The 22,457-nt window shown below is 52.7% G+C and carries 23 protein-coding genes; 15 read left to right on the top strand and 8 right to left on the bottom strand.

Annotation, left to right across the window (positions count from 1 at the left end; all coding sequences use genetic code 11):
- Positions 1–63: 63 nt before the first annotated feature.
- From pseB to ACFE8Q_RS03705, 12 genes are all read left to right on the top strand, one after another.
- On the top strand, positions 64–1,080 hold the full coding sequence (gene pseB / locus ACFE8Q_RS03650; protein ID WP_375443996.1) for a UDP-N-acetylglucosamine 4,6-dehydratase (inverting): 1,017 nt from the start codon (positions 64–66) through the stop codon (positions 1,078–1,080).
- A 39-nt stretch (positions 1,081–1,119) separates the two neighbouring features.
- Positions 1,120–2,313: a UDP-4-amino-4,6-dideoxy-N-acetyl-beta-L-altrosamine transaminase gene (gene pseC, locus ACFE8Q_RS03655; protein ID WP_375443997.1), complete on the top strand. Its 1,194-nt coding sequence runs from the start codon at positions 1,120–1,122 to the stop codon at positions 2,311–2,313.
- Positions 2,310–3,965, top strand: coding sequence for a hypothetical protein (locus ACFE8Q_RS03660; protein WP_375443998.1), 1,656 nt, complete (start codon positions 2,310–2,312; stop codon positions 3,963–3,965). The genes pseC and ACFE8Q_RS03660 overlap by 4 nt, the downstream gene beginning before the upstream one ends.
- Positions 3,966–4,075: 110 nt before the next feature.
- A complete protein-coding gene (gene pseF / locus ACFE8Q_RS03665; RefSeq protein WP_375443999.1) occupies positions 4,076–4,780 on the top strand; it encodes a pseudaminic acid cytidylyltransferase in 705 nt (234 codons plus the stop codon).
- Positions 4,781–4,869: 89 nt separating this feature from the next.
- Entirely contained in the window at positions 4,870–5,865 is a 996-nt protein-coding gene (gene pseG, locus ACFE8Q_RS03670) for a UDP-2,4-diacetamido-2,4,6-trideoxy-beta-L-altropyranose hydrolase (protein ID WP_375444000.1), read from the top strand.
- A gap of 4 nt (positions 5,866–5,869) precedes the next feature.
- The gene (gene pseH, locus ACFE8Q_RS03675) at positions 5,870–6,412 is read left to right on the top strand and encodes a UDP-4-amino-4,6-dideoxy-N-acetyl-beta-L-altrosamine N-acetyltransferase (RefSeq protein ID WP_375444001.1); all 543 of its coding nucleotides are present in this window, start codon (positions 5,870–5,872) and stop codon (positions 6,410–6,412) included.
- A 69-nt stretch (positions 6,413–6,481) separates the two neighbouring features.
- Entirely contained in the window at positions 6,482–7,600 is a 1,119-nt protein-coding gene (locus tag ACFE8Q_RS03680; protein ID WP_375444002.1) for a tail fiber domain-containing protein, read from the top strand.
- A 37-nt stretch (positions 7,601–7,637) separates the two neighbouring features.
- Positions 7,638–8,696, top strand: coding sequence for a pseudaminic acid synthase (gene pseI / locus ACFE8Q_RS03685; RefSeq protein WP_375444003.1), 1,059 nt, complete (start codon positions 7,638–7,640; stop codon positions 8,694–8,696).
- 76 nt (positions 8,697–8,772) lie between these two features.
- Positions 8,773–9,081, top strand: coding sequence for a hypothetical protein (locus ACFE8Q_RS03690; protein WP_375444004.1), 309 nt, complete (start codon positions 8,773–8,775; stop codon positions 9,079–9,081).
- 345 nt (positions 9,082–9,426) lie between these two features.
- Positions 9,427–9,654 carry a hypothetical protein gene (locus tag ACFE8Q_RS03695; RefSeq protein ID WP_375444005.1) on the top strand — a complete coding sequence of 76 codons (228 nt, stop codon included), beginning with the start codon at positions 9,427–9,429 and terminating at the stop codon, positions 9,652–9,654.
- Between the two features lie 104 nt (positions 9,655–9,758).
- On the top strand, positions 9,759–10,001 hold the full coding sequence (locus ACFE8Q_RS03700) for a hypothetical protein (RefSeq protein WP_375444006.1): 243 nt from the start codon (positions 9,759–9,761) through the stop codon (positions 9,999–10,001).
- 240 nt (positions 10,002–10,241) lie between these two features.
- Positions 10,242–10,985, top strand: coding sequence for an intradiol ring-cleavage dioxygenase (locus ACFE8Q_RS03705; RefSeq protein WP_375444007.1), 744 nt, complete (start codon positions 10,242–10,244; stop codon positions 10,983–10,985).
- Between the two features lie 63 nt (positions 10,986–11,048).
- On the opposite strand, the gene ACFE8Q_RS03710 is transcribed toward ACFE8Q_RS03705, so the two are convergent.
- Positions 11,049–12,290, bottom strand: coding sequence for an ABC transporter permease (locus ACFE8Q_RS03710; protein ID WP_375444008.1), 1,242 nt, complete (start codon positions 12,288–12,290; stop codon positions 11,049–11,051).
- A 231-nt stretch (positions 12,291–12,521) separates the two neighbouring features.
- On the opposite strand from ACFE8Q_RS03710, the gene ggt reads away from it, so the two are divergent.
- The 3 genes from ggt (at position 12,522) to ACFE8Q_RS03725 (ending at position 15,737) form a co-directional block, all read left to right on the top strand.
- Positions 12,522–14,327, top strand: a complete 1,806-nt coding sequence (gene ggt, locus ACFE8Q_RS03715) for a gamma-glutamyltransferase (RefSeq protein WP_375444009.1) — start codon at positions 12,522–12,524, stop codon at positions 14,325–14,327.
- 253 nt (positions 14,328–14,580) lie between these two features.
- Complete coding sequence (gene tnpA, locus ACFE8Q_RS03720) at positions 14,581–15,042, top strand: IS200/IS605 family transposase (RefSeq protein ID WP_375444010.1); 462 nt, start codon at positions 14,581–14,583, stop codon at positions 15,040–15,042.
- A gap of 275 nt (positions 15,043–15,317) precedes the next feature.
- Positions 15,318–15,737: a nucleoside-diphosphate kinase gene (locus ACFE8Q_RS03725; protein WP_375444011.1), complete on the top strand. Its 420-nt coding sequence runs from the start codon at positions 15,318–15,320 to the stop codon at positions 15,735–15,737.
- 58 nt (positions 15,738–15,795) lie between these two features.
- Here ACFE8Q_RS03725 and ACFE8Q_RS03730 read toward each other — a convergent pair whose 3' ends face one another.
- From ACFE8Q_RS03730 to nth, 7 genes are all read right to left on the bottom strand, one after another.
- Positions 15,796–16,911 (bottom strand): ABC transporter permease, encoded by a 1,116-nt coding sequence (locus ACFE8Q_RS03730; protein ID WP_375444012.1) that lies wholly within the window; start codon positions 16,909–16,911, stop codon positions 15,796–15,798.
- Between the two features lie 75 nt (positions 16,912–16,986).
- Positions 16,987–18,096 (bottom strand): ABC transporter permease, encoded by a 1,110-nt coding sequence (locus ACFE8Q_RS03735; RefSeq protein ID WP_375444013.1) that lies wholly within the window; start codon positions 18,094–18,096, stop codon positions 16,987–16,989.
- Between the two features lie 80 nt (positions 18,097–18,176).
- Positions 18,177–18,908 carry an ABC transporter ATP-binding protein gene (locus ACFE8Q_RS03740; RefSeq protein WP_375444014.1) on the bottom strand — a complete coding sequence of 244 codons (732 nt, stop codon included), beginning with the start codon at positions 18,906–18,908 and terminating at the stop codon, positions 18,177–18,179.
- Between the two features lie 63 nt (positions 18,909–18,971).
- Positions 18,972–19,880 (bottom strand): ABC transporter ATP-binding protein, encoded by a 909-nt coding sequence (locus ACFE8Q_RS03745; RefSeq protein WP_375444015.1) that lies wholly within the window; start codon positions 19,878–19,880, stop codon positions 18,972–18,974.
- A gap of 5 nt (positions 19,881–19,885) precedes the next feature.
- The gene (locus ACFE8Q_RS03750; protein ID WP_375444016.1) at positions 19,886–20,824 is read right to left on the bottom strand and encodes an HlyD family secretion protein; all 939 of its coding nucleotides are present in this window, start codon (positions 20,822–20,824) and stop codon (positions 19,886–19,888) included.
- Positions 20,825–20,919: 95 nt separating this feature from the next.
- On the bottom strand, positions 20,920–21,531 hold the full coding sequence (locus tag ACFE8Q_RS03755) for a TetR/AcrR family transcriptional regulator (protein ID WP_375444017.1): 612 nt from the start codon (positions 21,529–21,531) through the stop codon (positions 20,920–20,922).
- A gap of 245 nt (positions 21,532–21,776) precedes the next feature.
- Positions 21,777–22,448 carry an endonuclease III gene (gene nth, locus ACFE8Q_RS03760; protein ID WP_375444018.1) on the bottom strand — a complete coding sequence of 224 codons (672 nt, stop codon included), beginning with the start codon at positions 22,446–22,448 and terminating at the stop codon, positions 21,777–21,779.
- Positions 22,449–22,457: the final 9 nt, after the last annotated feature.

Here is a 22,457-nt window from a genome sequence, read left to right on the forward strand (position 1 = left end):
ACGATGAATGACAGCGAAGCGAATGACTACTTAATGACAGCGAAGCGTAATGACCCTTTTCATATGCTTGATCTATCAAATAAATCCATTCTTATTACCGGCGGGACTGGCTCGTTTGGCAAGAAGTTCGTCGAAATGGTGTTGCAGCGCCACCCCAACATCAAACGGTTGGTCGTCTACTCACGCGACGAGTTAAAGCAGTTCGAAATGAGTCAGACGTTTCCAACCAGCCGGTACAAAGCCATGCGCTACTTCATTGGCGATGTGCGCGATGGTGAACGCCTGAAACGGGCCTGTGAAGGAATCGATATCATTGTCCACGCTGCTGCGCTGAAGCAGGTGCCCGCCGCTGAATACAACCCGATGGAGTGCATCAAAACCAATGTCTTTGGTGCCGAAAACGTAATCAACGCAGCCCTCGACAATGGCGTACAGCGCGTAGTGGCCCTTTCGACCGATAAAGCCGCCGCGCCAATCAACCTCTACGGAGCCACCAAACTTTGTTCAGACAAGCTGTTTGTGGCGGCCAATAACATGAAAGGCTCGCGTGATCTGACCTTCTCGGTGGTGCGCTACGGAAACGTGATCGGCTCGCGCGGATCGGTGGTGCCGTTCTTTCTGGAAAAGCGCAAAGAAGGGGTGCTGCCCATCACGCACCCGGACATGACCCGGTTCAACATCTCGCTTGAAGATGGAGTGGACATGGTGCTCTACGCGCTGGAGCATGCCTGGGGCGGCGAAATATACGTACCCAAGATTCCATCGTACCGCATCACCGAAGTGGCCACGGCCATCGGACCTGATTGTGAACAGGTGCTGGTGGGCGTCCGGCCCGGCGAGAAATTGCACGAAGAGATGATCACCGAAACCGATTCGCTCAACACCGTCGAAACCGATCAATATTACGTCATCACCCCTTCAACACCAACCTGGAGTGTAGACGATTACCTGGCCGCATTCAACGGGAAGCGGGTAGCCGAGGGATTTAAATACAACTCAGGCACCAACACCGAATGGCTCAGCGTTGACCAACTCCGCGACCAGATCCGCGAACACGTTGATGCTTCCTTTACGGTGTAAATAGTACTATTCGCCGGAAGCAGGTAAATACAACGTCTTATGCATACTACTCCTATTCCATACGGTCGGCAACACATCACCGACGAGGATATTGCGGCGGTGGCCGAGGTGCTGCGCGGGCCGATGCTTACGCAGGGACCGGCCATCGGTGCGTTTGAAAAGGCGTTTGCCGACTACATCGGAGCGCCTTATGCCGTTGCTGTATCCAACGGAACGGCCGCGCTGCACCTGTGTTGTATGGCGTTGGGTGTTGGGCCGGGAACGCGGGTGATTACTACGCCCATTACGTTCTCGGCGTCGGCCAACTGTGTTCGCTACTGCGGTGGCGATGTGTACTTCGCCGATATCGATCCCGACACAGTATTGCTGGATGTGGAGGCCGTTCGGACGCTGATCGAATCAAAGCCCGCCGGTTATTTTTCAGGCATCATTCCCGTCGATTTCGCGGGGTACCCCGTCGATATGGCCGCGTTTCGGGCGTTGGCAGATGAGCATGGTCTGTGGCTGCTCGAAGATAGTTGCCATTCGCCGGGCGGTTCATTTGTTGGTGAGCAGGGGCCCGATGCGTCGGACCGTTCCTATCGCTGTGGCGACGCGTCGCTGGCCGATCTGGCTATTTTTAGTTTCCATCCCGTGAAGCACATTGCCTGTGGTGAAGGCGGTATGATCACAGCCAAAACCGAGGTGCTGTACAACCACCTGATGCGGTTACGTACCCACGGCATCACCAACAAACCCGCCGATTTTACGCCGCCCTACGAAGGCGAACCCGAACGCGGTGGCTGGTATATGCAACTTCAGGAGCTGGGCTACAACTACCGCCTCACCGATATGCAGGCTGCGCTCGGCCTGAGTCAGCTAAAACGTGCCGATCAGATGCTGGATCGTCGCCGTGAAATTGCGGCCCGTTACAACGCTGCTTTTGCTGGCACCCCGGTGCAAATCATTGTACCGCCAAAAACGGTGGGGCACGCGTACCACCTGTATGTGGTGCAGGTCGATGATCGGAAAGGGCTTTACGACTATCTACGGGCTAAAAACATCTTTGCGCAGGTGCATTATATTCCGGTGCATACCATGCCGTATTACCAAGAGCAAGGCAATAAGCCGGGCGATTATCCGCTGGCCGAGCGTTACTACAGCCGCTGCCTGAGCCTGCCGATGTACCCCACGCTCACCGACGAGGAACAGCAATACGTAATCGACGAAGTGCTGACGTTTGTGGGCCAATGAAACGGTGGCTGCTCTGGATAGCCGGTGCTATTCCGGTGCTATACTACGTCGGCACGGTGCTGTGGTACGCGTATGATTTTCCGTACATGGATGATTACCCCGTAGTGGTCGACTTCCTGAACCGGCTGCCGGGTGCAGGTACGTTCAGCGAAAAAGCGGCCCTTTTACTCGAACAGAATAATTTTCACCGGCTGGTGCTGGCAAAGTTAATCGCCTGGCTCCATGTTGCACTAACGGGCTCGGTCGATTTTCGGGTTATGCAGTACGTTGGTCTGCTGGCCTTGCTGGGTACGTCCTGGCTGCTGTATCGTAGTGCCGAGTCGCCTGCTTCAGTCGTTAAACCCGCGCATTACCGGTTCACGACCGAAGCTGGCGCTTCGGTGCTGCAATTGCCCGTTTTCTTTCTGCTTTTCCAGTTTCAGGGTTGGAACATTGCGTTCTGGAGCATCGTGGCGGCCTCGAACGTGACGGCTCCGGCGCTGGCGCTGCTGGCCTTTTATCTGGCCAACCGTCGCCGCGAAGGGTGGGCCATTGTGGTAGCGCTCGTCGCGCTGTTTACGAACGGAAATGGCATTCTGGTGCTACCACTATTGGTAGTATGCTGGCTGTTGCAACAACGCTGGCGTTGGGCACTGGGAACATTGCTGATCACGATTCCGGCACTGCTTTACTATTTCCACGATTACCAAAATCCGGCCGGACCATCGCTAATGCAGCTTTTTAGTCCGGCTAAACTACCGCATCTGCTGGCGCTCGACACGGCTTTTCTCGGGGCGATTGTCTACCATCCGGCCGTGGCCTGGTTGCCCATTGTGTTGGGAAGCGTTACGGTGATCTGGGCAACGTACCTGGTCTGGATTCGCTACGACCGGATAAACCCGACATTGTTCTGGTTGCTCATCTTCCTGCACCTGACGGGACTGATGCTGGCCGTGAACCGGATTCAGAATGATACCAGCATCGTGTTTGCGTCGCGCTACCGCAATATCACGGCCCTGCACATGGCCGCAACGTACCTGAGCGCGCTCGACGTGCTGATTCGACGCGACCTGCGCTGGCGGAGTGTTCACCTGACCAACTGGTTTGCCGGACTTGTTCTGGTGGGAACGGTGGGGCTATGGGCGGTGTCGAACGTAACGTACCTGAGTAAGATCGAGCGATTTCGGGAATTGAAACAGACGGATAACCTGCTCTGGCAACGCTACGGGCAAATTCGCGCCTGTGCCCCGCAATACCAGCCTGCATCCAGATTAAGCGAACTGGCAAGCCGGGGTATCTTCCGGCCAGAACCCGTCTCGCTGGCTGCGTTTGATAGCAAACTGGTAACGGTTGCCGCCGTAGCTACGCCCGGCGACTCGCTGGCCTACGGAATTGATCTACGGCGGCTCGACCAGGGCTTTCTGGTTGTCAGCGGCTGGGCGAAAGTGGCGGGTCGAAAAGCTAATTTCAACGATACGTTTGTTGGCGTAAAAAGGGCAAAAGGCTGGCAGTACTATACAACGCTTTTCCACCAACGGCTTGATAAAGACGACTCGGCCAACGATAAAGACACCGGTTTTACGGCCATTATCCCCGCCGCTCAACCTGCCGACTCACTCGCTATCTTCGTCCGCTCAGGAAGATACGCTGCCCTTAAAAAGATGGTACGCTGATTATAATGAGTACGCAGATGTAAGAAATTAAAACGGATTGGCTCTGCTGGAGACCACGAATACAGTTGAATTTAACACAGGCACGGTTCGCCGCTGCGGTACTATTCATCATGAAGACACTCTGCATTATTCCGGCGCGTGGCGGTAGCAAACGCATTCCGAGGAAGAACATCCGCCCATTTCTGGGATCGCCCATCATTGCCTATTCTATCCGCGCGGCGCAGGAGTCTGGCCTGTTCGACGAGGTAATGGTCTCGACTGACGATGCCGAAATTGCCCGGATGGCGCAACTATACGGTGCATCGGTGCCGTTTGCGCGGTCGGCCGAAACGGCGGATGACCATGCCACTACCGCCGCCGTACTGACCGAAGTGCTGAACACCTACGCCCGGCATGGTCACCAGTTCGACCGGGCCTGTTGCCTGTATGCCACGGCACCTTTCGTTACGGCTGATACCCTTCGCGAGGCCTTCGGAAAGCTCGAAACGGGCGGCTTCGATACGGTATTCCCGGTGGTACGGTTCAGCTTTCCTGTGCAGCGTGCGGTCATTTTTCAGAACGACCGGCTGGCCTGGCTCGATCCCGAGTATGCCCTCACCCGATCGCAGGACCTTTCGCCTGCCTTTCATGATGCCGGTCAGTTCTATTTCTTCAACGTACCCAGTTTTCTGAAAACAGGTCAGCTACTGACCAGCAATACCAGCGGCATCGAAATTTCGGAACTGGAAGCCCAGGATATTGATAGCTTGACCGACTGGCAGCTCGCTGAACTGAAAATCAGGTTATTGCATCATAATTCAGGCAATGGCCAGTAGACAACCGGTTTATCATAGATTAGTATAAGGAGTAGCAGGGCGGCGTTCATGTTGTAGTTTTGTCGTTCCGACTATAGCTACCCTTCCTCATGAAACGAATTATTTTCCGCGCCGATGGTACCAGTCAAACAGGGATGGGCCATATCATGCGCAGTCTGGCACTCGCCGAGATGCTAAGCCCGCCTGACGATAGTGACAAGCCGGGTTTCGACCGCCATTTTGCCATCCGGCAACCGTCTGAGGCCGTGTTGAAAACCGTTGCCAAACTGGGTATCCCGGTCATCGCGCTACAGACAAACGAACTCGACGAGTTTCTCCGCCACGTGACGGCCGATGATGTAGTTGTGCTTGATGGCTATGCCTTTGACGAAGCGTTTCAGCAGGCCGTGCGGAAACAGACCCACAAACTTGTCTTTATCGACGATCTGATGCTGGGCAAACAGGTTGCCGATGTGGTCATCAACCATGCCGGCGATGTAACGCCCGCCGACTATCAGACCGAACCCTACACAAAACTGCTGTTGGGCGCTGGCTACGCGCTGGTGAATCCGGCTTTCCGGCAAAAAGCGCAGCCTAAAGATGGTGAGAACAAAGCCTTTGTGAACATGGGCGGAGCCGATCCGCATAACGTGAGCCGCGAGGTGGTTGAGCTGCTGTTGACCCAAAACGCTGAACTCCGCGTGACGGTGGTGCTTGGCTCGGCAAATCCACACGCCGATACCTTCGCCGACTTGCCGAAAGACCGCCTGAGCATCCAGCAAAATCTGTCGCCCAAGCAGATGGCCCGCGCCATTGGGGGCAGTGGCCTGAGCATTGTCGCTGCCAGCACTATTGCCTATGAAGTGGCCACCGTCAGCCGCCCGATGATCATCATCCAAACCGCCGATAATCAAAGCCGCCTCGTTTCGTTCATGCGCGACCGGCACCTGACGCTCGGTGCCCTAACGCTGCCCATCGCCCCCGACAAGTTCGAGACTGCCGTTGGTAAAGCCCGATTAACCCCAACCGTATTCAAGCAGCGCCTCGTTTTCGACGGTAAAGCCGCCGACCGCTACAGGCAGGTATTTCATGAGTTAGCCGTTTAGCCCGATGGATATCAAGTTGATAAACATAACGTCCGATGATATTGAGTTAATTCGGTCATGGCGCAACCAGCCGGAGGTGTCAAAATATATGTATACCGATGCTGCGATTACTGTCGAGCAGCAGGAAGCCTGGTATAGTCGGATAAAAGATGATCCATCGTGCCAATATTGGATTATCGAGTATAATGAGCAAAAAATCGGATTAGCCTCGTTGACGGGTATTAGTACGGCGTTAAGTAGCTGTTACTGGGCTTTTTATTTAGGCGATGTAAGCAATCAGGGGGCCGGTATAGGATCCAAAATTGAGTTCAATGTGATTGATTACGTCTTTAATACATTGAAGCTAAATAAGCTGCGCTGCGAGGTAATAACCTTCAATGAGAAGGTCATCACGATGCACGAGAAGTTTGGGTTTAGGCGGGAAGCTTATTACAGGCAACACGTTAAGAAAGAAGGGAGGTGGCAAGACGTAGTGGGGCTGGCTATGCTGCGTGACGAATGGAAAGTATATAGAGAAGGAATGATGGCTAAAATTTATAGACACTGATAAAGTGGCAGTTTGCCGAATAAGATATAGTATTGACTACCCAATTCAAGTCTTTACTGAATCTGATTTATGAAACCACTTTATTTTATTGCTTTAGGATTGATAGTATTAGCTACCAACTGCTTTGCACAGGATCCTTCAGTTGACCGCTGGGTAGATAGCGGTGATGCAACTGTAGTAGACATACCAGCGACGGGCAGTGGCAGAATCACCGTTTCAAAAGGGTTCTCAAACGCTACTACGTTTAACGAGTTGCTGCGCATAAGGGTGAACCACAGTGCAAATGATTATATCAGCTTCAGAAATGCGACAGGAACGAACAGCTTTGTACCCTCTATTTTCTCCTACAATGAAAGCGGAAATGGCTCTTCATTTATGTTGCTTGGGGTGACCAATTACTCAAATGATTTCGGAAATGATGCGCTCATAAACTTCAATGCCCGAAAATATTTTGATAACTCGCTCACTTCAGGAGGAGCTCCAATTGTAGGCAGACCGTTATTCTCCTGGAATAACTACACTACTGTTTATATGCAGATGCTGGCTAATGGTAACCTCGGCCTCGGTACAACATTTCCTCAAGCGCAACTGCATACGACGGGTAGTGTACGTTTTTCAGGGTTACCCGGCACTACTAGTGCAGCCTTGTCGGTGGTTGTAACCGATGAGAATGGCACTTTATCCCGGTATAACATACCCTTCAATTCAGCATTAGCTACCATAAGCAGTTCAACGACAAATGCATTGCCCAAATTTGGTAACTCAGGTACGTTGTCGGGCAGTCAGATCACGGATAATGGTACGGGTGTAGGTGTTGGTGGAGCACCCACGGCGGGGGCCAAACTTACGTTGTACGGAACGATCAGCCTGATGTCGGATGAACGGCAGAAAACAAATATTGTCCGTCTGGATCATGCGCTTGATAAAGTGAGCGCCCTAAACGGATACTACTACAACTGGCGTGAAGGAAGCGATACTAAGCAGGTTGGCTTTATGGCTCAGGAAGTAGAGCGGGTACTACCGGAAGTTGTCTCGCAAAATAGTGAAGGTACCCGGTTTGTGAACTACGACGGACTTGTTCCCCTCCTTACTGAAGCGATTAAAGAGCAGCGGGCGATGCTGGAAGTCCAAAGTCAACTGATTAAGGAACTACAACGCGAAGTGAGCTCGTTGACACGTAAAAAATAGGCAAGTGGCGTCTGTCACTTAGCCAATCTGAGCTGTAATGTCATTTCCTCCCATTCAGGTTGCCAATTATACCATCTCCCCGCAGCACCGGCCGTTTGTGATCGCCGAAATGTCGGGAAACCATAACCAGTCGCTCGACCGGGCGCTGGAACTTGTCGACGCGGCGGCGGCGGCGGGAGCACACGCGCTCAAACTTCAGACCTACACGCCCGATACGATCACGTTCAACGGGCAGTCGGATGAGTTTTTTATTCGGGATAACCAGTCGCTCTGGGCCGATAAGAATCTGTATAAGCTGTATCAGGATGCCTACACACCCTGGGAATGGCATGGACCTATTTTCGAGCGGGCAAAGCAGCATGGCATGGTTGCCTTCAGCTCGCCGTTTGATACCACGGCGGTCGATTTTCTGGAGTCGCTGAACGTACCGATCTACAAGATTGCGTCGTTCGAGAACACCGACCATATCCTGTTGAAGAAAGTGGCCGGTACCGGAAAGCCCGTCATCATGAGTACGGGCGTGGCCACGGTGGCCGACATTGCCGAGTCGGTGAAGGTGCTGCGTGATCATGGCTGCACGGAATTGATTCTGCTCAAATGCACAAGCACGTACCCAGCCACGCCCGAAAGCACCAACCTGGTCACGATTCCGCACATGAGCCAACTGTTTAACGTACTTGTGGGATTGTCTGACCATACGATGGGCATTGGCGCTTCTGTGGCGGCAACGGCACTGGGCGCGGTGGTACTCGAAAAGCACTTTACGCTCAGACGGGCCGATGGTGGTGTCGATTCGGCGTTTTCGCTGGAACCGGACGAACTGAAAAGCCTCGTAGTAGAGTCGGAGCAGGCATTTCTGGCGATGGGTCAGATCAGCTACATTCCCACGCCGAAAGAACAGAAAAGCCTGCAATTCAAACGGTCGCTCTATGTGGTACGCGACGTAGCCGCGGGCGAAGCGTTTACGCCGGCAAACGTACGCAGTATCCGTCCCGCCAATGGCCTTCACACCCGACATTACGACGAAGTGCTGACCAGAACGGCATCGCAAGCCATTTCTGCCGGCACCGCACTGGCATGGGAGTTAATGAACTGAGAAACGTAGCTGTAAACATGTTGCGGCTGAGTAGAGTTGACCAACTAGACCCCAACAACTAGACCTATATACGACTTTGGCAAAGAAGAAACCTACCCCCGCAAACCCCGATGAGCAGGAAAAGCCACGGGTGCACAAAGAACTCGAAGGGTTCAATATCGAGATTAACTCGTTTGGCGAGATTGTAACCAGCTTCGAGATCGACAAGATCAACCAGTTTCTGAACCGGACGGTCGACGATAAGAAACTACGCCACCGCGACGATCTGAAAACGCTCAAAGGCGAAGCTCCCGACGCGGATGCTGACGACGATATCACCGATGAAGATGATGACGAAAAACTCTTCGACGACACCGACGATATTCTGCCCGATCCAGAGAAATAAATTAACGGTTATCCTGAGCCTGACTGAACCAGTCAACAAAAGAGCTTCATTCATGCGAATGAAGCTCTTTTGCCGTTCAGGGGGAAATAATTAGGTAGCTTTTGCTGAGAAGTGGCCGGTTCGCCCACCCGATTCCCAGCTATTTACTGCCTGCACATGATGCTGATAAACCGAAAAAAATAACTTCATCAAAAGCCAATAGTTTATAGGCGATAATCTTTGATAATTTCTTGATTAATAGCAGTTTATTTAGTAAAAATAGCTTGCTGAATTGCCCCTTCTTTGCGATGAAAACACGTTTATTTACGTTATTAATACAGAACGTAAACAACAGGATTTTATACTATGGACTTATTGAAAATGCTCGACCCCGCAGTGCATCATACCACAACGACAGCCTCTATTGGTAAGCGAACCAAGACAAATGGACCGGCCACTGCCGCTGTGCTGATTCGCATTGCCAGCGAAATGCTGGAAACGTCGCCAACCCTGCGGAAGCGAATGGGAATTACGCTCAGCGACCTTGCCGCCGCTGATAAAGTTCGCAAAGAACTTGCCCGGCGAAGTATGTAACGCGGACTTCAGTCCGCTTTTCTCGCACAAACAGGCGGACTAAAATCTGCCTTACATACGCGTATGCCAAAACTGAATTGAATGAGGCGCATCGCAAATTGGCCGTGACGAATAAAATACTGACGCAGACGGTTGCTCAGCGGGTGCGCCGACTGGCTGACCAGCGCTCGCTCGATGCTCGTCAGCGGGCGGGCAAACGATTCGGTAACGGTCTTCAAAGCCAGTGTCGTCAACGTACCTGTGCCGTAATGGTAGCAGGCCGTTTTGTGGGCGTAGCCGTAGTCATAACTGCCGGAGGTTTCCTCGAAATTCGCTCAGCTTCCTTCGCCTTCTTTTTGGCGTTATAGTGATGGTTGCCATCCGGGTATACAAGCGCCTGCGAGAGCGATAACCAATGTGGGTTATGCCTCATATGAACGGAATTCGGATTTGAATAAAGTGCTGACTTTTACCAATATAACTAATAATTTTAGCGGTAGTCGGCCGGTGACTGCAACGATATACCCTCTTTGCTGCGTCATGTACAGCAACGGCAGTTACCAACTGGAAAGCCGACTATCTTAAGCAATCACTATCTGTAAAATATAATGGAACGTAAGGACTTTTTGAAACGAGGGTTCACCAGCTTATTAGGCATAGCGGCTATTAATCCGCTCGTGGCGGCTTGTAAAAGTTCAACGACCGTTGATCCAACTGTAACGACGGGCACCGAAACGGGGTCAACGAATGGGAGTTCGGCCAGTGATTGTGCGATAAGTCCCTCTGAAACAGAAGGTCCTTTTCCGACCAAAGTGCCAGCCAATTTCGTGCGTAAAGACATTCGGGACAACCGCACTGGTGTGATGATGACAATGAACATTACTATCAAGAACAAAAACACCAGTTGTGCGGCGCTGGCTGGCGCAATCGTTGACGTCTGGCACTGCGACAAAGACGGATATTATTCCGAATACGGTGGTTCGGGCATGCAAAGCGTCAACTTTCAGACGGTCGATTTTCTGCGCGGCCGGCAAACTACCGACGCAAGTGGTCTGGCAGCTTATACGTCGATTTTCCCTGGCTGGTATTCGGGGCGCGCTCCGCATATTCACGTGCATGTTTACAATGCGGCGGGGAAATCGTTGCTTGTTACGCAGATCGCTTTCCCGTACGCTATTGCCAACACGCTCTATACGACTGGGCAATCATATGGCTACACAAAAGGGGCGCAGGACACGCTTAACGAACGGGACAACGTGTTCTCCGACGGGTTTACTACCGAACTGGCAACCCTATCGGGCAGCCCCTCGGCCGGTTACACGCTAGCTCACACGATTGTGGTGAATGGGTAAGCGGATTTGGGATTTGGGATTTATTACTTGCGCTGGCGTCAGTAATAAATCCCAAATCCTTTTTTACTTCGATCGGATCGCATCGACGGGGTTCATACGGGCGGCCAGGGCGGCGGGCAAAATGCCAAACAGCATACCGATGGTTCCCGATACACCAAGACCTAATACTATGTTGCCCGTCGACAATTGGATGTCGAGGCTGCCCAGATTCATAAACGACATCAGGTAAACGAGCCCGATGCCTACCAGCCCGCCAACGACGGCCAGCAGCACAGCCTCGAACAGGAATTGCAGCAGGATCACGTAATTCTTGGCGCCGAGCGACTTCTGAATGCCGATAATGTTGGTGCGTTCTTTCACCGAAACAAACATGATGTTGGCAATGCCGAACCCACCGACGAGCATCGAAAAACCGCCAATAAACCAGCCGGCGATGGTCAGTACAGCAAAAATGCCGCTGATAAATTTGGCCAGCGCCTCGGGGCGGTTAATGGCGAAGTTATCTTCCTGAACCGGGCGCAGGCTCCGTCGTGCACGCAGAACACCCTTGATTTCACCTTCCAGGTTCTCCAGGCCAGCGTCTGTTTCGTATCCTTTTACGGCGATGGTCAGGCTGGGCTGTTTCGACGCGAACAGTTTGGCGAATGTGCCGTAGGGAATGATGCAGCGCAGGTCAGGGTTGCCGTTGATTTCCAGAATACTCGCCCCCTTTTTCTCGCCAACGCCAATCACAACGAATTTGATGCCTGCTATCTGCATCGATTGGCCCACAGCACTTTGCATGGGAAATAGCGTTTCGGCTACCTCAGAACCGATGATGACCACATTCCGTGACGATTCCACCTCCTGCGGCGCAAAGTAGCGGCCCTGCGCAATAGGTACGTCCGAGATCTTGTTGTAGTCGAAGGTTACGCCCGAGACGCGGGCTTTTAAGCTGTTGCTGCCGTTTTTAACGGTAACGCCGCCTCGGCCGCCCATCGCCACAACCGCCTGAGCGTTTTCGAGCCGTTCGCTGAGCAGGCGGTATTCGTTGTAGCTCGCTTCGGGTCGCTGAAAATACTTCCACCAGCGGTATTCACCCCCGAACTCAAACGGCCACTTCTGGACGTATATGACATTGCTGCCTAGTCCGCCGAGGGTGTCTTTGATGTTTCGTTGCAACGAATCGACGATGGTAAACACGGCGATGATAGCAAAAATACCGATGGTCACGCCCAATAGAGAGAGCGTGGTACGCAGTAGATTTGACCGAAGCGATTGCCAGGCGAAACGCAGGCTTTCAATAATTTGACGAACAACTTTCACCGGAAACGGGAGCTAAGCAACAGGTTGGGAACAACGCTAAAAGTACGGTTCGGATAACATTGGCTCAACCGCTTTCGGATAGAATACGGCCGGAGCGGGGTATCTGGCTTATTTCGGGGTTTAATGGCAACGGATATTCTTTTGGCGTACGTCCTGTTTTAATGCCGCCCCGTATAGCTCCGGTTCCCGCTGAATCCGTAGTTTAGCAGTAATAACCTGTTTTAGACACCTATGCACAACCGTTCTGTATTTCGACCAGCGTCGCTACTTCTCTGTTCAACCATCTATTTACTCCTTATTGGCTGTAAAACAACCCAACCCGTCCGTACCCAGGCGAGTGTACAAACGGGGCAGGGGGTGTACCAGTACAAAGAAGAAGACCCCACGCTGAAGCCGTTCTTCTCGGATCGGCAGGGTGTGATTGGCCGGAACGGAATGGTCGCCTCGGCTCATCCCGAAGCCTCGCAGGTGGGGCTGAATATCCTGAAGGCGGGGGGCAACGCCGTTGATGCGGCCGTGGCCATGCAGTTTGCGCTGGCGGTCGTGTATCCCGGTGCCGGTAACATTGGCGGCGGCGGGTTTATGGTCTACCGCGACAAAACGGGCAAAGCCAGCACCCTCGATTATCGCGAAAAAGCACCCGGAAAAGCCAGCCAGAACATGTACCTCGACTCGTTGGGTAATGTGCGGGCGGGTGGACTCAGTCTGAGTGGCCATTTAGCCAGCGGCGTGCCGGGTTCGGTAGCGGGGATGGTGCAGGCGCATGAGAAATTTGGCAAGCTAACCTGGGCGCAGGTACTGCAACCGGCCGTTGATCTGGCCGAGAAAGGGTTCGCGCTCACCGAACGCGACGCCACTGGCCTGAATCGCATCAAAACCGATCTGCTGAAATACAACCCCGGCAAAACCTACTTCATGCGTGCCGACGGCCGCGACTGGGCCAAGGGTGATGTGCTGGTGCAAACAGACCTTGGCAATACACTGCGCCGCATTCAGAACCAGGGGCGGGCTGGTTTTTATGCGGGCGAAACGGCCCAACTCGTGGCCGCTGAAATGCAGCGCGGTGGCGGGCTAATCTCCGAGGCTGATCTGGCTGCCTATCAGGCCATCTGGCGCGATCCGATCCAGCAGGGGTACAAAAATTTCAACGTCATAACTATGCCGCCCACCTCAAGCGGAGGTGTAGCGCTGGTGCAACTGTTGCGGTATATTGAACCATATCCGATTCGCCGCTGGGGCTGGAACCGCGACAGCACGGCGCAGGTGATGATCGAAGCTGAACGCCGGGTGTATGCCGACCGCGCTAAATTTCTGGGTGATCCTGACTTTATCAACGTACCCAGCGCTCAGCTAATGGACCGGACGTACCTGCAAAAACAATGGACCTCGTTTGACTTCAATAAAGCGACCGACAGCAAAGCTATTCGTGGCGGATCGCTGCCGGGTTACGAGAGCCTGGAAACAACCCATTTCTCAGTGGTCGATCGGGATGGAAACGCGGTCAGTATCACCACTACGCTCAACGGCGGTTACGGTAGCCGGGTGGTGGTTGGTGGCGCAGGGTTTTTCCTGAACAACGAGATGGACGACTTTAGCATCAAGCCCGGCACGCCGAATATGTACGGACTGATTGGTAGTCAGGCCAATGCCATTGCCCCCAACAAACGGATGTTATCGAGTATGACACCGACCATTCTGGAGCGCGACGGCAAGCTGTTTATGGTGGTTGGTACGCCCGGCGGCTCAACGATCATGACGTCTGTTTTTCAGACCGTTGTAAACGTGATCGAGCATGGTATGACTATGCAGCAGGCGGTAAACGCGTTGAAATTTCACCACCAGTGGCTTCCCGATAAAACCATTTTCGAGAACGGTGCTTTCACCGAAACAACCCAAAAAGCGCTGATCAGCCGTGGGTACGTCCTCGAGCAGTTGACCAACACGCTGGGCCGTATGGATTGCGTACTTGTTCGCCCCGACGGTAGCTACGAAGGCGCCTCCGACCCCCGCGCCGATAACACCGCGATGGGATTCTGATGTTGGGAGTCTGGAAAGTCGGAAGTCGATAGCCTGGAAGTCGAGAGTTGATAGCCTGGAAAGTCAGAAGTTGATGATTTGGAATTCGAGAGTCTGGAAAGTCTGGAGTTCACAGTTGTGGTTTAATAATGCTCACACAGGCAGAGTCCCATCGGGACGATCAATATTGTAGCGGCGGGTTTCAACCCGCCGAAGAAGGCGTGCCTCAACACAAGAGCCGTAGGCTCGGCCCATCTTAAACACAAATTCAATAATGGCTAACACCTATCATCAGGTTTACATCCACGCCATTTTCGCGGTAAAATACCGTAATGCTGTGATTGGGTCTGGGTGGAAGGATACGTTATACGGCGTGATTGGAAATCTAATTAATGAAACTTCTTGTAAAACGCTTATCGTCAATGGGATGCCTGACCATATTCATTGTTTGATCGGATTAAAGCCAGTCATTTCCATTTCAGAGTTGATGAAAGCAGTGAAAGCAAAATCATCGAAATATATAAACGATCATGGTTTGACAGCTAGCCGGTTCGAATGGCAAGACGGTTACGGTGGTTCTTCGTATGGACAGTCACAGCTAGATGCAGTTTACAGGTACATTCAAAATCAGGAGGCCCACCATAATAAGCAGTCATTCAGGGAGGAGTATGTGGAGTTTCTTCAGAAATTCAATGTGGCCCATGATGAGCAGTACATCTTTAGCGAACTGCAATAGGGGTAAACCCGATGGGCCGAGCCTACGGCTCTTTTGCTGCCCGTCTGCCTATTCCGGCGGGTTGAAACCCGCCGCTACAACATCGGTCGTCCCGATGGGACTCTGATTGTGTGAGCCTACCAGCTTTTTTGTTAATGAGGACGCTCTGTTCGGTGGGTTGAAACCGTCGCTACGACATCGGCTCCAGACTTTCCCGACTATCGACTCCCGACTATCGCCTTCTTCCGACTATTTGCCCTACTTTTGTAGCCAAATAAAATTTTGTTATCTCAGCAATGACGACGAACCGCACGTTCACCATGATTAAGCCCGATGCTGTAGCAGAGGGACATACCGGCGCTATTACCAAGATGATTGAGGAAGCAGGCTTTCGCATCGTGGCCATTAAAAAAACGTTACTTACTCCCGAACGGGCTGGCGAATTCTATGCTGTTCACAGCGAGCGGCCCTTCTACAACGACCTGAAGAGTTACATGTCGTCGGGTGCTATTGTGCCGATGATCTTGGAAAAAGAAAACGCCGTTGCTGACTTCCGTACATTGATTGGTGCGACCAATCCAGCTCAGGCTGCCGATGGAACGATCCGTAAACTGTTTGCCAAGTCGATTGAAGCCAACGCCATTCATGGCTCGGATTCAGACGAAAATGCCCAGATCGAAGGCTCGTTCTTCTTCGCCGGCACTGAACAGTACTAGGTTATTTTGTTAGTTATTGGTTACTAAGCTATTAGACTAATAGCTTAGTAACCAATAACTAAACCGTTTTCTGGTAGCGCCATGAGGCCAACAGGTTCACGGCTGCGGCGAGGCCGAGGAGCGCAAAAAACTGGGGTTGCATGTCGTGGAAATTGCTGCCTTTCAGCATAATATGCCGGCCCGCTTCGATGATGTATTTCAGTGGGTTGATATAGTCGACGATCTGCGCCCAGCGGGGCATGTTTTCAGTCGAGGAGAATAATCCGCTCAGCAGGATAAAGAAAACCAGGCAGAAAAAAGCCGCAAACATGGCCTGCTGCTGCGTTTCAGACAGGCTCGAAATGAGCAATCCCAACCCGACGCACAGGATTAGGAAGAGAAACGCAAAGGCGTATATCAGGGCAACGCTGCCCACCACCGGGATCCTGAACAGCAGTACGCCCACTAGTAGCCCCATCGTAAACTGCAGCAGACCGATCACAACGAAGGGAATCAGCTTGCCGAGAATGAATTCGTGCTTGCGGATCGGCGTTACGTTGAGCTGTTCCATAGTGCCGATTTCCTTCTCCCGCACAATATTCAGGGCCGCAATAAGCCCACCCACCAGAATCAGCAACTCGAACAGAATACCCGGCACCATAAACGTCCGGTATTCGAGGCGGGGGTTATACCAGTACTGATTCTCAACGGTAAGCTGCTGTCCTGTTCCCGGCGCAATCGGGAAGTTCTCGACGCGAATGTCGGCGTTAAAATCGTGCAGAATAGCATTAGCATACCCGCCCGCAATACCCGCTTTCGATCCGTCGATGGCATTGATCAGCAGTTGTACCGAGGCCTGATTCTCGCGGTATAAATCCCGCTCGAAATGAGGGGGAATCACCAGCACCAGATCGGCCGATCCGTTCAGAAGCTGTTGTCGGGCCAGCTTATAGGCGGGTAGATAGCCTATAAATCTGAAGTTGGGTACGTACCTGAACTTGCTAACCAGCCGCTGGGCGAATGTGCTATGATCCTGATCGACCACGGCGATGGTCAGGTTTTTTACCTCGAAATTAGCGGCATACGACAGCAGAATTAACTGCATTACCGGCGCGGCAATCATCATCCGAAGCAGCACCGTGTTCCGGACTATTTGCTTGAACTCTTTCTCGATCAAAAAACGAATTCGTCTCATCAGTAATTAGTTATCGGGTATCAGTTTCATTGTTACTCGCCACAAGCAAGTGACAACGGGGCTGATACTTGTTTTTCACCCCAGCCTTGGTTTTAGATTCTTCAATGTGAAGCCAAGTAGTACGATCGTCATTAGCGCCAGAACCGCCGTTTCTTTCCAGAGGTAGCGTAAGCCAATGCCCTTGATCATCACGCCTTTTACGATGTTGATGAAGTATTTGGCGGGAATGATGTTTGAGACAAGCTGAAGCGGTCGCGGCATACTTTCAATGGGAAAGATAAAGCCGGATAAAAAAATCGTCGGCATCAGCAGTACAACCAGCGACACGAACATAGCCACCAGTTGCGAATCAGCTAATGACGAAATCAAGAGGCCAAGCGAGAGCGAAAGCAGGATGAACAGCAATGTTTCGGCCAACAATAAAGGCAGACTGCCATTCAGTGGAATGCCCAACAGCCACACGCCAAGGGCGATGATGAGGCAGCCGTTGAGGAAAGAAAGTAGCAGATAGGGCAGCACTTTGCCAAACAGAATCTGCCCCTGATTCAGTGGCGACACCAGCAGCACATCCATTGTGCCGGTTTCTTTTTCGCGTGCAATGGTCACAGACGTCATCATGGCCGATACCAGCAGCAACACCATTGCCATCACGCCCGGCACAAATACAAACGCCCCTTTCAAATCAGGGTTAAATACCATCCGCGATGCCACATTGACCGTCATAGGCAACGTACCCGACTGCCCTATCTGCTCGCCCGCGTACCCTTGGATGATGGCCGTGGCGTAGTTGGTCAGGCTAATGGCCGTATTCTGCTCCGACGCGTCGGCCAGTAACTGGACCTGCCCCTGCCGACCGTGGGCGTAATCGTCGGTAAAGCGGGCCGGGAACACCACAACCATCTTGACCGTGCCTGACCGGAAAGCCGGTTCAATGTCGTGGTAGGAACGTAGGTTTTCGCGCAACTGAAAATAACCCGACGATAGGAGCCGGTTCGTAATCTGCTGCGAATAAGCGCCGTGGTCGTTATCCAGCACGGCGATAGTCGCGTTTTTGATCTCGTTGGTCAGCGCGAAACCGAACAGCAGCACCTGCACAAAAGGCAACCCAAACAGGATCAGCAACGTCCGCTGATCGCGCAGGATATGCAGGAATTCTTTTTTGACGAAAGCGAAGAAGCGATCCATAGAAGGGCGTTTTCCGTTTACTGTTGCTTGCTCAACACTGGCGTGGTTGGTCACTGGCAGCGCAACAGCAAACAGCAATCTTATTTTGTTGAGGTTCCTCGGGCCAGGATTTGGAAAACGCCGTCCATTGAGTCGACAGCGTACTGTTTTTTGAGGGTAGCGGGCGTGTCCAGCGCCTCTATTTTCCCATCGACCATAATCGAAACGCGGTTACAGTATTCGGCCTCATCCATGTAGTGCGTGGTGACGAAGATGGTGGTTCCCCGGTCGGCGGCTTCGTAGATCATATCCCAGAATTGCCGGCGCGTAATCGGGTCTACCCCGCCCGTTGGCTCGTCGAGAAATACGATTTTAGGCTCGTGGAGTAAGGCTACTGAAAACGCCAGCTTCTGTTTCCAGCCCAATGGCAACGCTACCACCAGTGTGTCGGCCACGCTTGTCAGTTCCAGCGTCTGCAATACCTGCGTTGTTTTCTGGCGGATGCTGGCGAGGCTCAGGCCATAGATGCCGCCAAACAGCCGGATATTCTCGCGGACGGTCAGGTCTTCATACAACGAGAACCGCTGACTCATGTAGCCAATCTGCTGCTTGATCTTTTCGGTTTCCCGATACACATCGAACCCCGCCACAGTCGCCTCACCTGATGTGGGTTTCAGCAGGCCGCACAGCATCCGAATAGCCGTAGTTTTCCCGGCTCCGTTGGCACCCAGAAAGCCGAATATCTCGCCTTGCGCCACCTCAAAGGTGATGGCATTCGTGGCCACAAAATCGCCGAAGCGTTTGGTCAGGTTTTTTGTTACTACAGCGTTCATGGGTCAGTTATCAGTGAGCAGTTAACAGGTATCAGGGTATCCGTATATCAACGTACCTGAGCGTCATCCATGCTTCATCAATTCCATGAATGTATCTTCAATGCCAGCGGTAATCGGTTGAACATCAGCGTTGTCGTGGCCTTGCTGGTGCAGATACGTTGCTACAGATGCCGCCTCGGTGCCTGGCTTTGCGGTCAGATGAAGCGAATCACCGAAGGCGTAACAGGCGTCTGTAAAATCGGCTTGCCGTAAGTCCTGAATCAGGCGATAGGTGGCCTGCCCGCGGATGGCAAACAGGGGCTTTTTAAACCGGGTGGTAATACCCGTTGGCGTATCGACGGCCAGAATGCGTCCTGCCTGAATGAAGGCGACCCGGTCACAGCGGTCGGCTTCGTCCATGTAGGGCGTAGAAACCAGCACCGTTAGTCCCCGGTTGCGAAGTTGTCGGAGCATCTCCCAAAATTCGCGCCGCGACACCGCATCGACGCCCGTGGTAGGCTCATCCAGAAAGAGCACGTCGGGTTTGTGGATCAACGCGCAGCAGAGGGCCAGTTTCTGTTTCATTCCCCCCGATAATTTGCCCGCCCGGCGGTCTTTGAACGGCGCCAGTTGATCGTAAATATCCTTGACCAGTTCGTAGTTGGTCTGCACGTCGGTGCCAAAAACGGTAGCGAAGAACGTCAGGTTTTCTTCCACCGTCAGATCGGGATAAAGCGAAAACCGGCCCGCCATGTAGCCAATCCGATGGCGCAACGCCTGGAAGTCACGCACTACGTCGAGGTCGATAACCGTCGCGTGGCCCGAATTGGGCAGGAGCAGGGTGACCAGAATTTTGAACAGCGTGGTTTTACCCGCACCATCGGGGCCAATCAGCCCAAATAGCTCGCCCGAACGGACCGAAAACGATACGTCGGTCAGCGCTTTGGTGTTCCCGAAGCTATGTGAGATCGAATCAACGGTGATGGTGCTCATGGTGCTTAAAACCGAACTTCGCCTGGCATACCAATTTTCAGGCTGCCGTCATTGTTGACCATCACTTTCATGGCATAGACCAGGTTAACGCGCTCCTCTTTCGTCTGAATCACCTTGGGCGTAAACTCCGCTTTCCCGGAAATAAAGTTGACCGTGCCCTCATACGTTTTGTACTGCTCGTTGGGGGAATCGACCAGCACCTTCACGCGCTGCCCCACTTTCACGCTCGTCAGTTGGTCGCCCGCCACATAGGCGCGGAGCGTGATCGTAGTCATATCGGCAATTTTGTAGAGCGGCTTTCCGTAGCTGACCACCTCGCCCGGCTCGGCAAATTTCACCGTTACCGTACCCGCCAGCGGATTCACCACCGCCGACTTCCTGATCTGATCGTCGATCTGTTTGACCTGCTCGGCAAGCGGTGCCGTTTCGGCCACAATACCACCCCGTTGCGTACTCAAGGCCGACGCCTGCGCTGTGCGCTGCTGCCGGGTCAGGGCAATCTGGCGGTCAACCAGGGCAATTTGCGCGTTGATATCGTCGAGCTGTTTAGTCGTGGCGGCCCCATCCGCAACCAGGTTCTGGGTACGTTGCTTCTCGCGCCGCAGCGTAGCCAGTTGTTGTTCCTGCACGGCAATCTGTTCGGCAAAGGCCGATAACTGCGCTGGTATGTTGGGCACTTTCTGCGTTAGCGCCCGCTCACTGGCCCGAAGCTGCGCCTTACGAAGGGCAAGCTGCTGGGTGTCGATCTGCCCAACAGCCTGGCCGACCTGTAGGGTTTGTCCTTCTTCTACCGAAAAGCGTTGCAAAGCGCCGGTCGCCTCCGCTGATACAATCGTTTCTACGGCCTCAAAATTGCCATATGCGTCTGACTGTTCGGCCTCTTTTCCGCAGCCAGCCAGCAGTAGTACCAACAGGCAACAGGCTGATTTTTGTGGTTTATTCATTTGGCATATACCGGTTAAGGAGGTACGTTGGCTGGCGTTGAAATAGCGTTCAAAAAGGCGTTTTAAATAGACGTTTAATTCGCGGATAAAAAAAATCAGCGCTTTCGCAGGAAGGTCATCAACATGTCGGGGATCAGCGTTCGGCGTTCGTTGATGAATTCACGAAATCCTGTTTCGTCCAGGTCTCCGATAAACGAAACGATGGACCGGGCTATAAAAGGAAACACAAGATTACCCATCATCAGAATGATAAACTGTGTTGGTTTTATCGGGCGAATGTTCCCTTTTTCCGCTTCTTCGACCAGTTGCTTTGCCAGCCTAGATGAGCCAATCATGCTTTTTACGCCTAGTTTAGTAAAAAAATCAGTTCCTTTTTTGCCCTGCTGTGCCATGATAAAGCTAGGCATCATGGGGTTATCTATCAGAAAATCAAGGTACTTATCCGTAATCTGCCAGATTTTAACTTCCAGCGGTGTCTCTTCATTAACCAGTTTCATCATAGTACCGAAAAACGAATGGAATGCTTCGGCGTAGATACTGTCAAACAACTGCTCTTTGCTTCGGAAGTAATAGTTCAGCAACGCAATGTTCACGCCTGCTTCCTCGGCAATCTGCCGCACTTTAGCGCCTTCGTATCCATACTCCACGAACACTTTCCTGGCCGCTTCTTTAATTTTTGTCTCGGTGTCTACTGTCTCTTCGGCCATAACGCTGTTCACTTTGCAAACTTAAGTAGTTACGGTTGCAAAACAAGAGAATTTAAACAGATGTTTAAATTTGTGTAATCGGTTCTTTTACCTTCTCGTAGGTAAGTATAAACAGGCGATAATGGAGCTTTCGCAGTGATGATGGTGTAAGCAAATTGCTTTCGCGGTTCCCTGAGCCGGGGCGCGAACACGCCTCAGCAACGTACCCACGTCGGCACTAACGAATCAACAACGCCAACACACGCTTAAGTCGTTTTGCGGCTCAACGCAGCCGGTGCTGTTACTTTCTCATAATACTTGCAGGCGTCGCGGAGGGCGCATTCGCCGCATTTGGGAGAACGTGCTATGCAGATATAGCGGCCGTGTAGAATGAGCCAGTGATGGGCCTTGGGTACGTATTGCTTCGGGATATGGGCCATCAGCGCCTTCTCAACAGCGAGTGGTGTGGTGGCCGTCAACGGAGCCAGGCCAATCCGGTGCGATACCCGAAACACGTGGGTGTCGACGGCCATCGTGGGCTGGTTGAACACGATGGAGAGAATGACGTGCGCTGTTTTCCGGCCCACGCCCGGTAACCGTTGTAGCTCTTCGACGGTGCCAGGTACGTCGCCGCCGAAATCACTCATCAGCATTCGCGCCATGCCCACCAGGTGCTTGGCCTTGTTGTTGGGGTACGATACCGACCTGATGTAGGTAAATACTTCCTCGACAGAGGCGGCAGCCAGCGATTCGGCTTCCGGGAAACGGGCAAATAGCGCGGGCGTAATCTGGTTGATCCGTTTGTCGGTACATTGCGCCGACAGGATCACGGCCACCAGCAATTCGTAGGAATTGCCGAACTGAAGCTCTGTTTCCGGCTCGGGAAAATGGGTGGTAAAATAGTCGATAAACCGGCGGAAACGCTCTTTCTTCAGCATCCCCAAATT

This window comes from uncultured Fibrella sp. (assembly GCF_964250085.1).
In the GTDB taxonomy this organism is placed as follows: domain Bacteria; phylum Bacteroidota; class Bacteroidia; order Cytophagales; family Spirosomataceae; genus Fibrella.

Coding starts and splice junctions, on each gene's coding strand:
- pseB (WP_375443996.1), top strand. CDS start 64: ATGCTTGATCTATCAAATAAATCCATTCTTATTACCGGCGGGACTGGC.
- pseC (WP_375443997.1), top strand. CDS start 1,120: ATGCATACTACTCCTATTCCATACGGTCGGCAACACATCACCGACGAG.
- ACFE8Q_RS03660 (WP_375443998.1), top strand. CDS start 2,310: ATGAAACGGTGGCTGCTCTGGATAGCCGGTGCTATTCCGGTGCTATAC.
- pseF (WP_375443999.1), top strand. CDS start 4,076: ATGAAGACACTCTGCATTATTCCGGCGCGTGGCGGTAGCAAACGCATT.
- pseG (WP_375444000.1), top strand. CDS start 4,870: ATGAAACGAATTATTTTCCGCGCCGATGGTACCAGTCAAACAGGGATG.
- pseH (WP_375444001.1), top strand. CDS start 5,870: ATGGATATCAAGTTGATAAACATAACGTCCGATGATATTGAGTTAATT.
- ACFE8Q_RS03680 (WP_375444002.1), top strand. CDS start 6,482: ATGAAACCACTTTATTTTATTGCTTTAGGATTGATAGTATTAGCTACC.
- pseI (WP_375444003.1), top strand. CDS start 7,638: ATGTCATTTCCTCCCATTCAGGTTGCCAATTATACCATCTCCCCGCAG.
- ACFE8Q_RS03695 (WP_375444005.1), top strand. CDS start 9,427: ATGGACTTATTGAAAATGCTCGACCCCGCAGTGCATCATACCACAACG.
- ACFE8Q_RS03705 (WP_375444007.1), top strand. CDS start 10,242: ATGGAACGTAAGGACTTTTTGAAACGAGGGTTCACCAGCTTATTAGGC.
- ggt (WP_375444009.1), top strand. CDS start 12,522: ATGCACAACCGTTCTGTATTTCGACCAGCGTCGCTACTTCTCTGTTCA.
- tnpA (WP_375444010.1), top strand. CDS start 14,581: ATGGCTAACACCTATCATCAGGTTTACATCCACGCCATTTTCGCGGTA.
- ACFE8Q_RS03725 (WP_375444011.1), top strand. CDS start 15,318: ATGACGACGAACCGCACGTTCACCATGATTAAGCCCGATGCTGTAGCA.
- ACFE8Q_RS03730 (WP_375444012.1), bottom strand. CDS start 16,911: ATGAGACGAATTCGTTTTTTGATCGAGAAAGAGTTCAAGCAAATAGTC.
- ACFE8Q_RS03735 (WP_375444013.1), bottom strand. CDS start 18,096: ATGGATCGCTTCTTCGCTTTCGTCAAAAAAGAATTCCTGCATATCCTG.
- ACFE8Q_RS03740 (WP_375444014.1), bottom strand. CDS start 18,908: ATGAACGCTGTAGTAACAAAAAACCTGACCAAACGCTTCGGCGATTTT.
- ACFE8Q_RS03745 (WP_375444015.1), bottom strand. CDS start 19,880: ATGAGCACCATCACCGTTGATTCGATCTCACATAGCTTCGGGAACACC.
- ACFE8Q_RS03750 (WP_375444016.1), bottom strand. CDS start 20,824: ATGAATAAACCACAAAAATCAGCCTGTTGCCTGTTGGTACTACTGCTG.
- ACFE8Q_RS03755 (WP_375444017.1), bottom strand. CDS start 21,531: ATGGCCGAAGAGACAGTAGACACCGAGACAAAAATTAAAGAAGCGGCC.
- nth (WP_375444018.1), bottom strand. CDS start 22,448: ATGCTGAAGAAAGAGCGTTTCCGCCGGTTTATCGACTATTTTACCACC.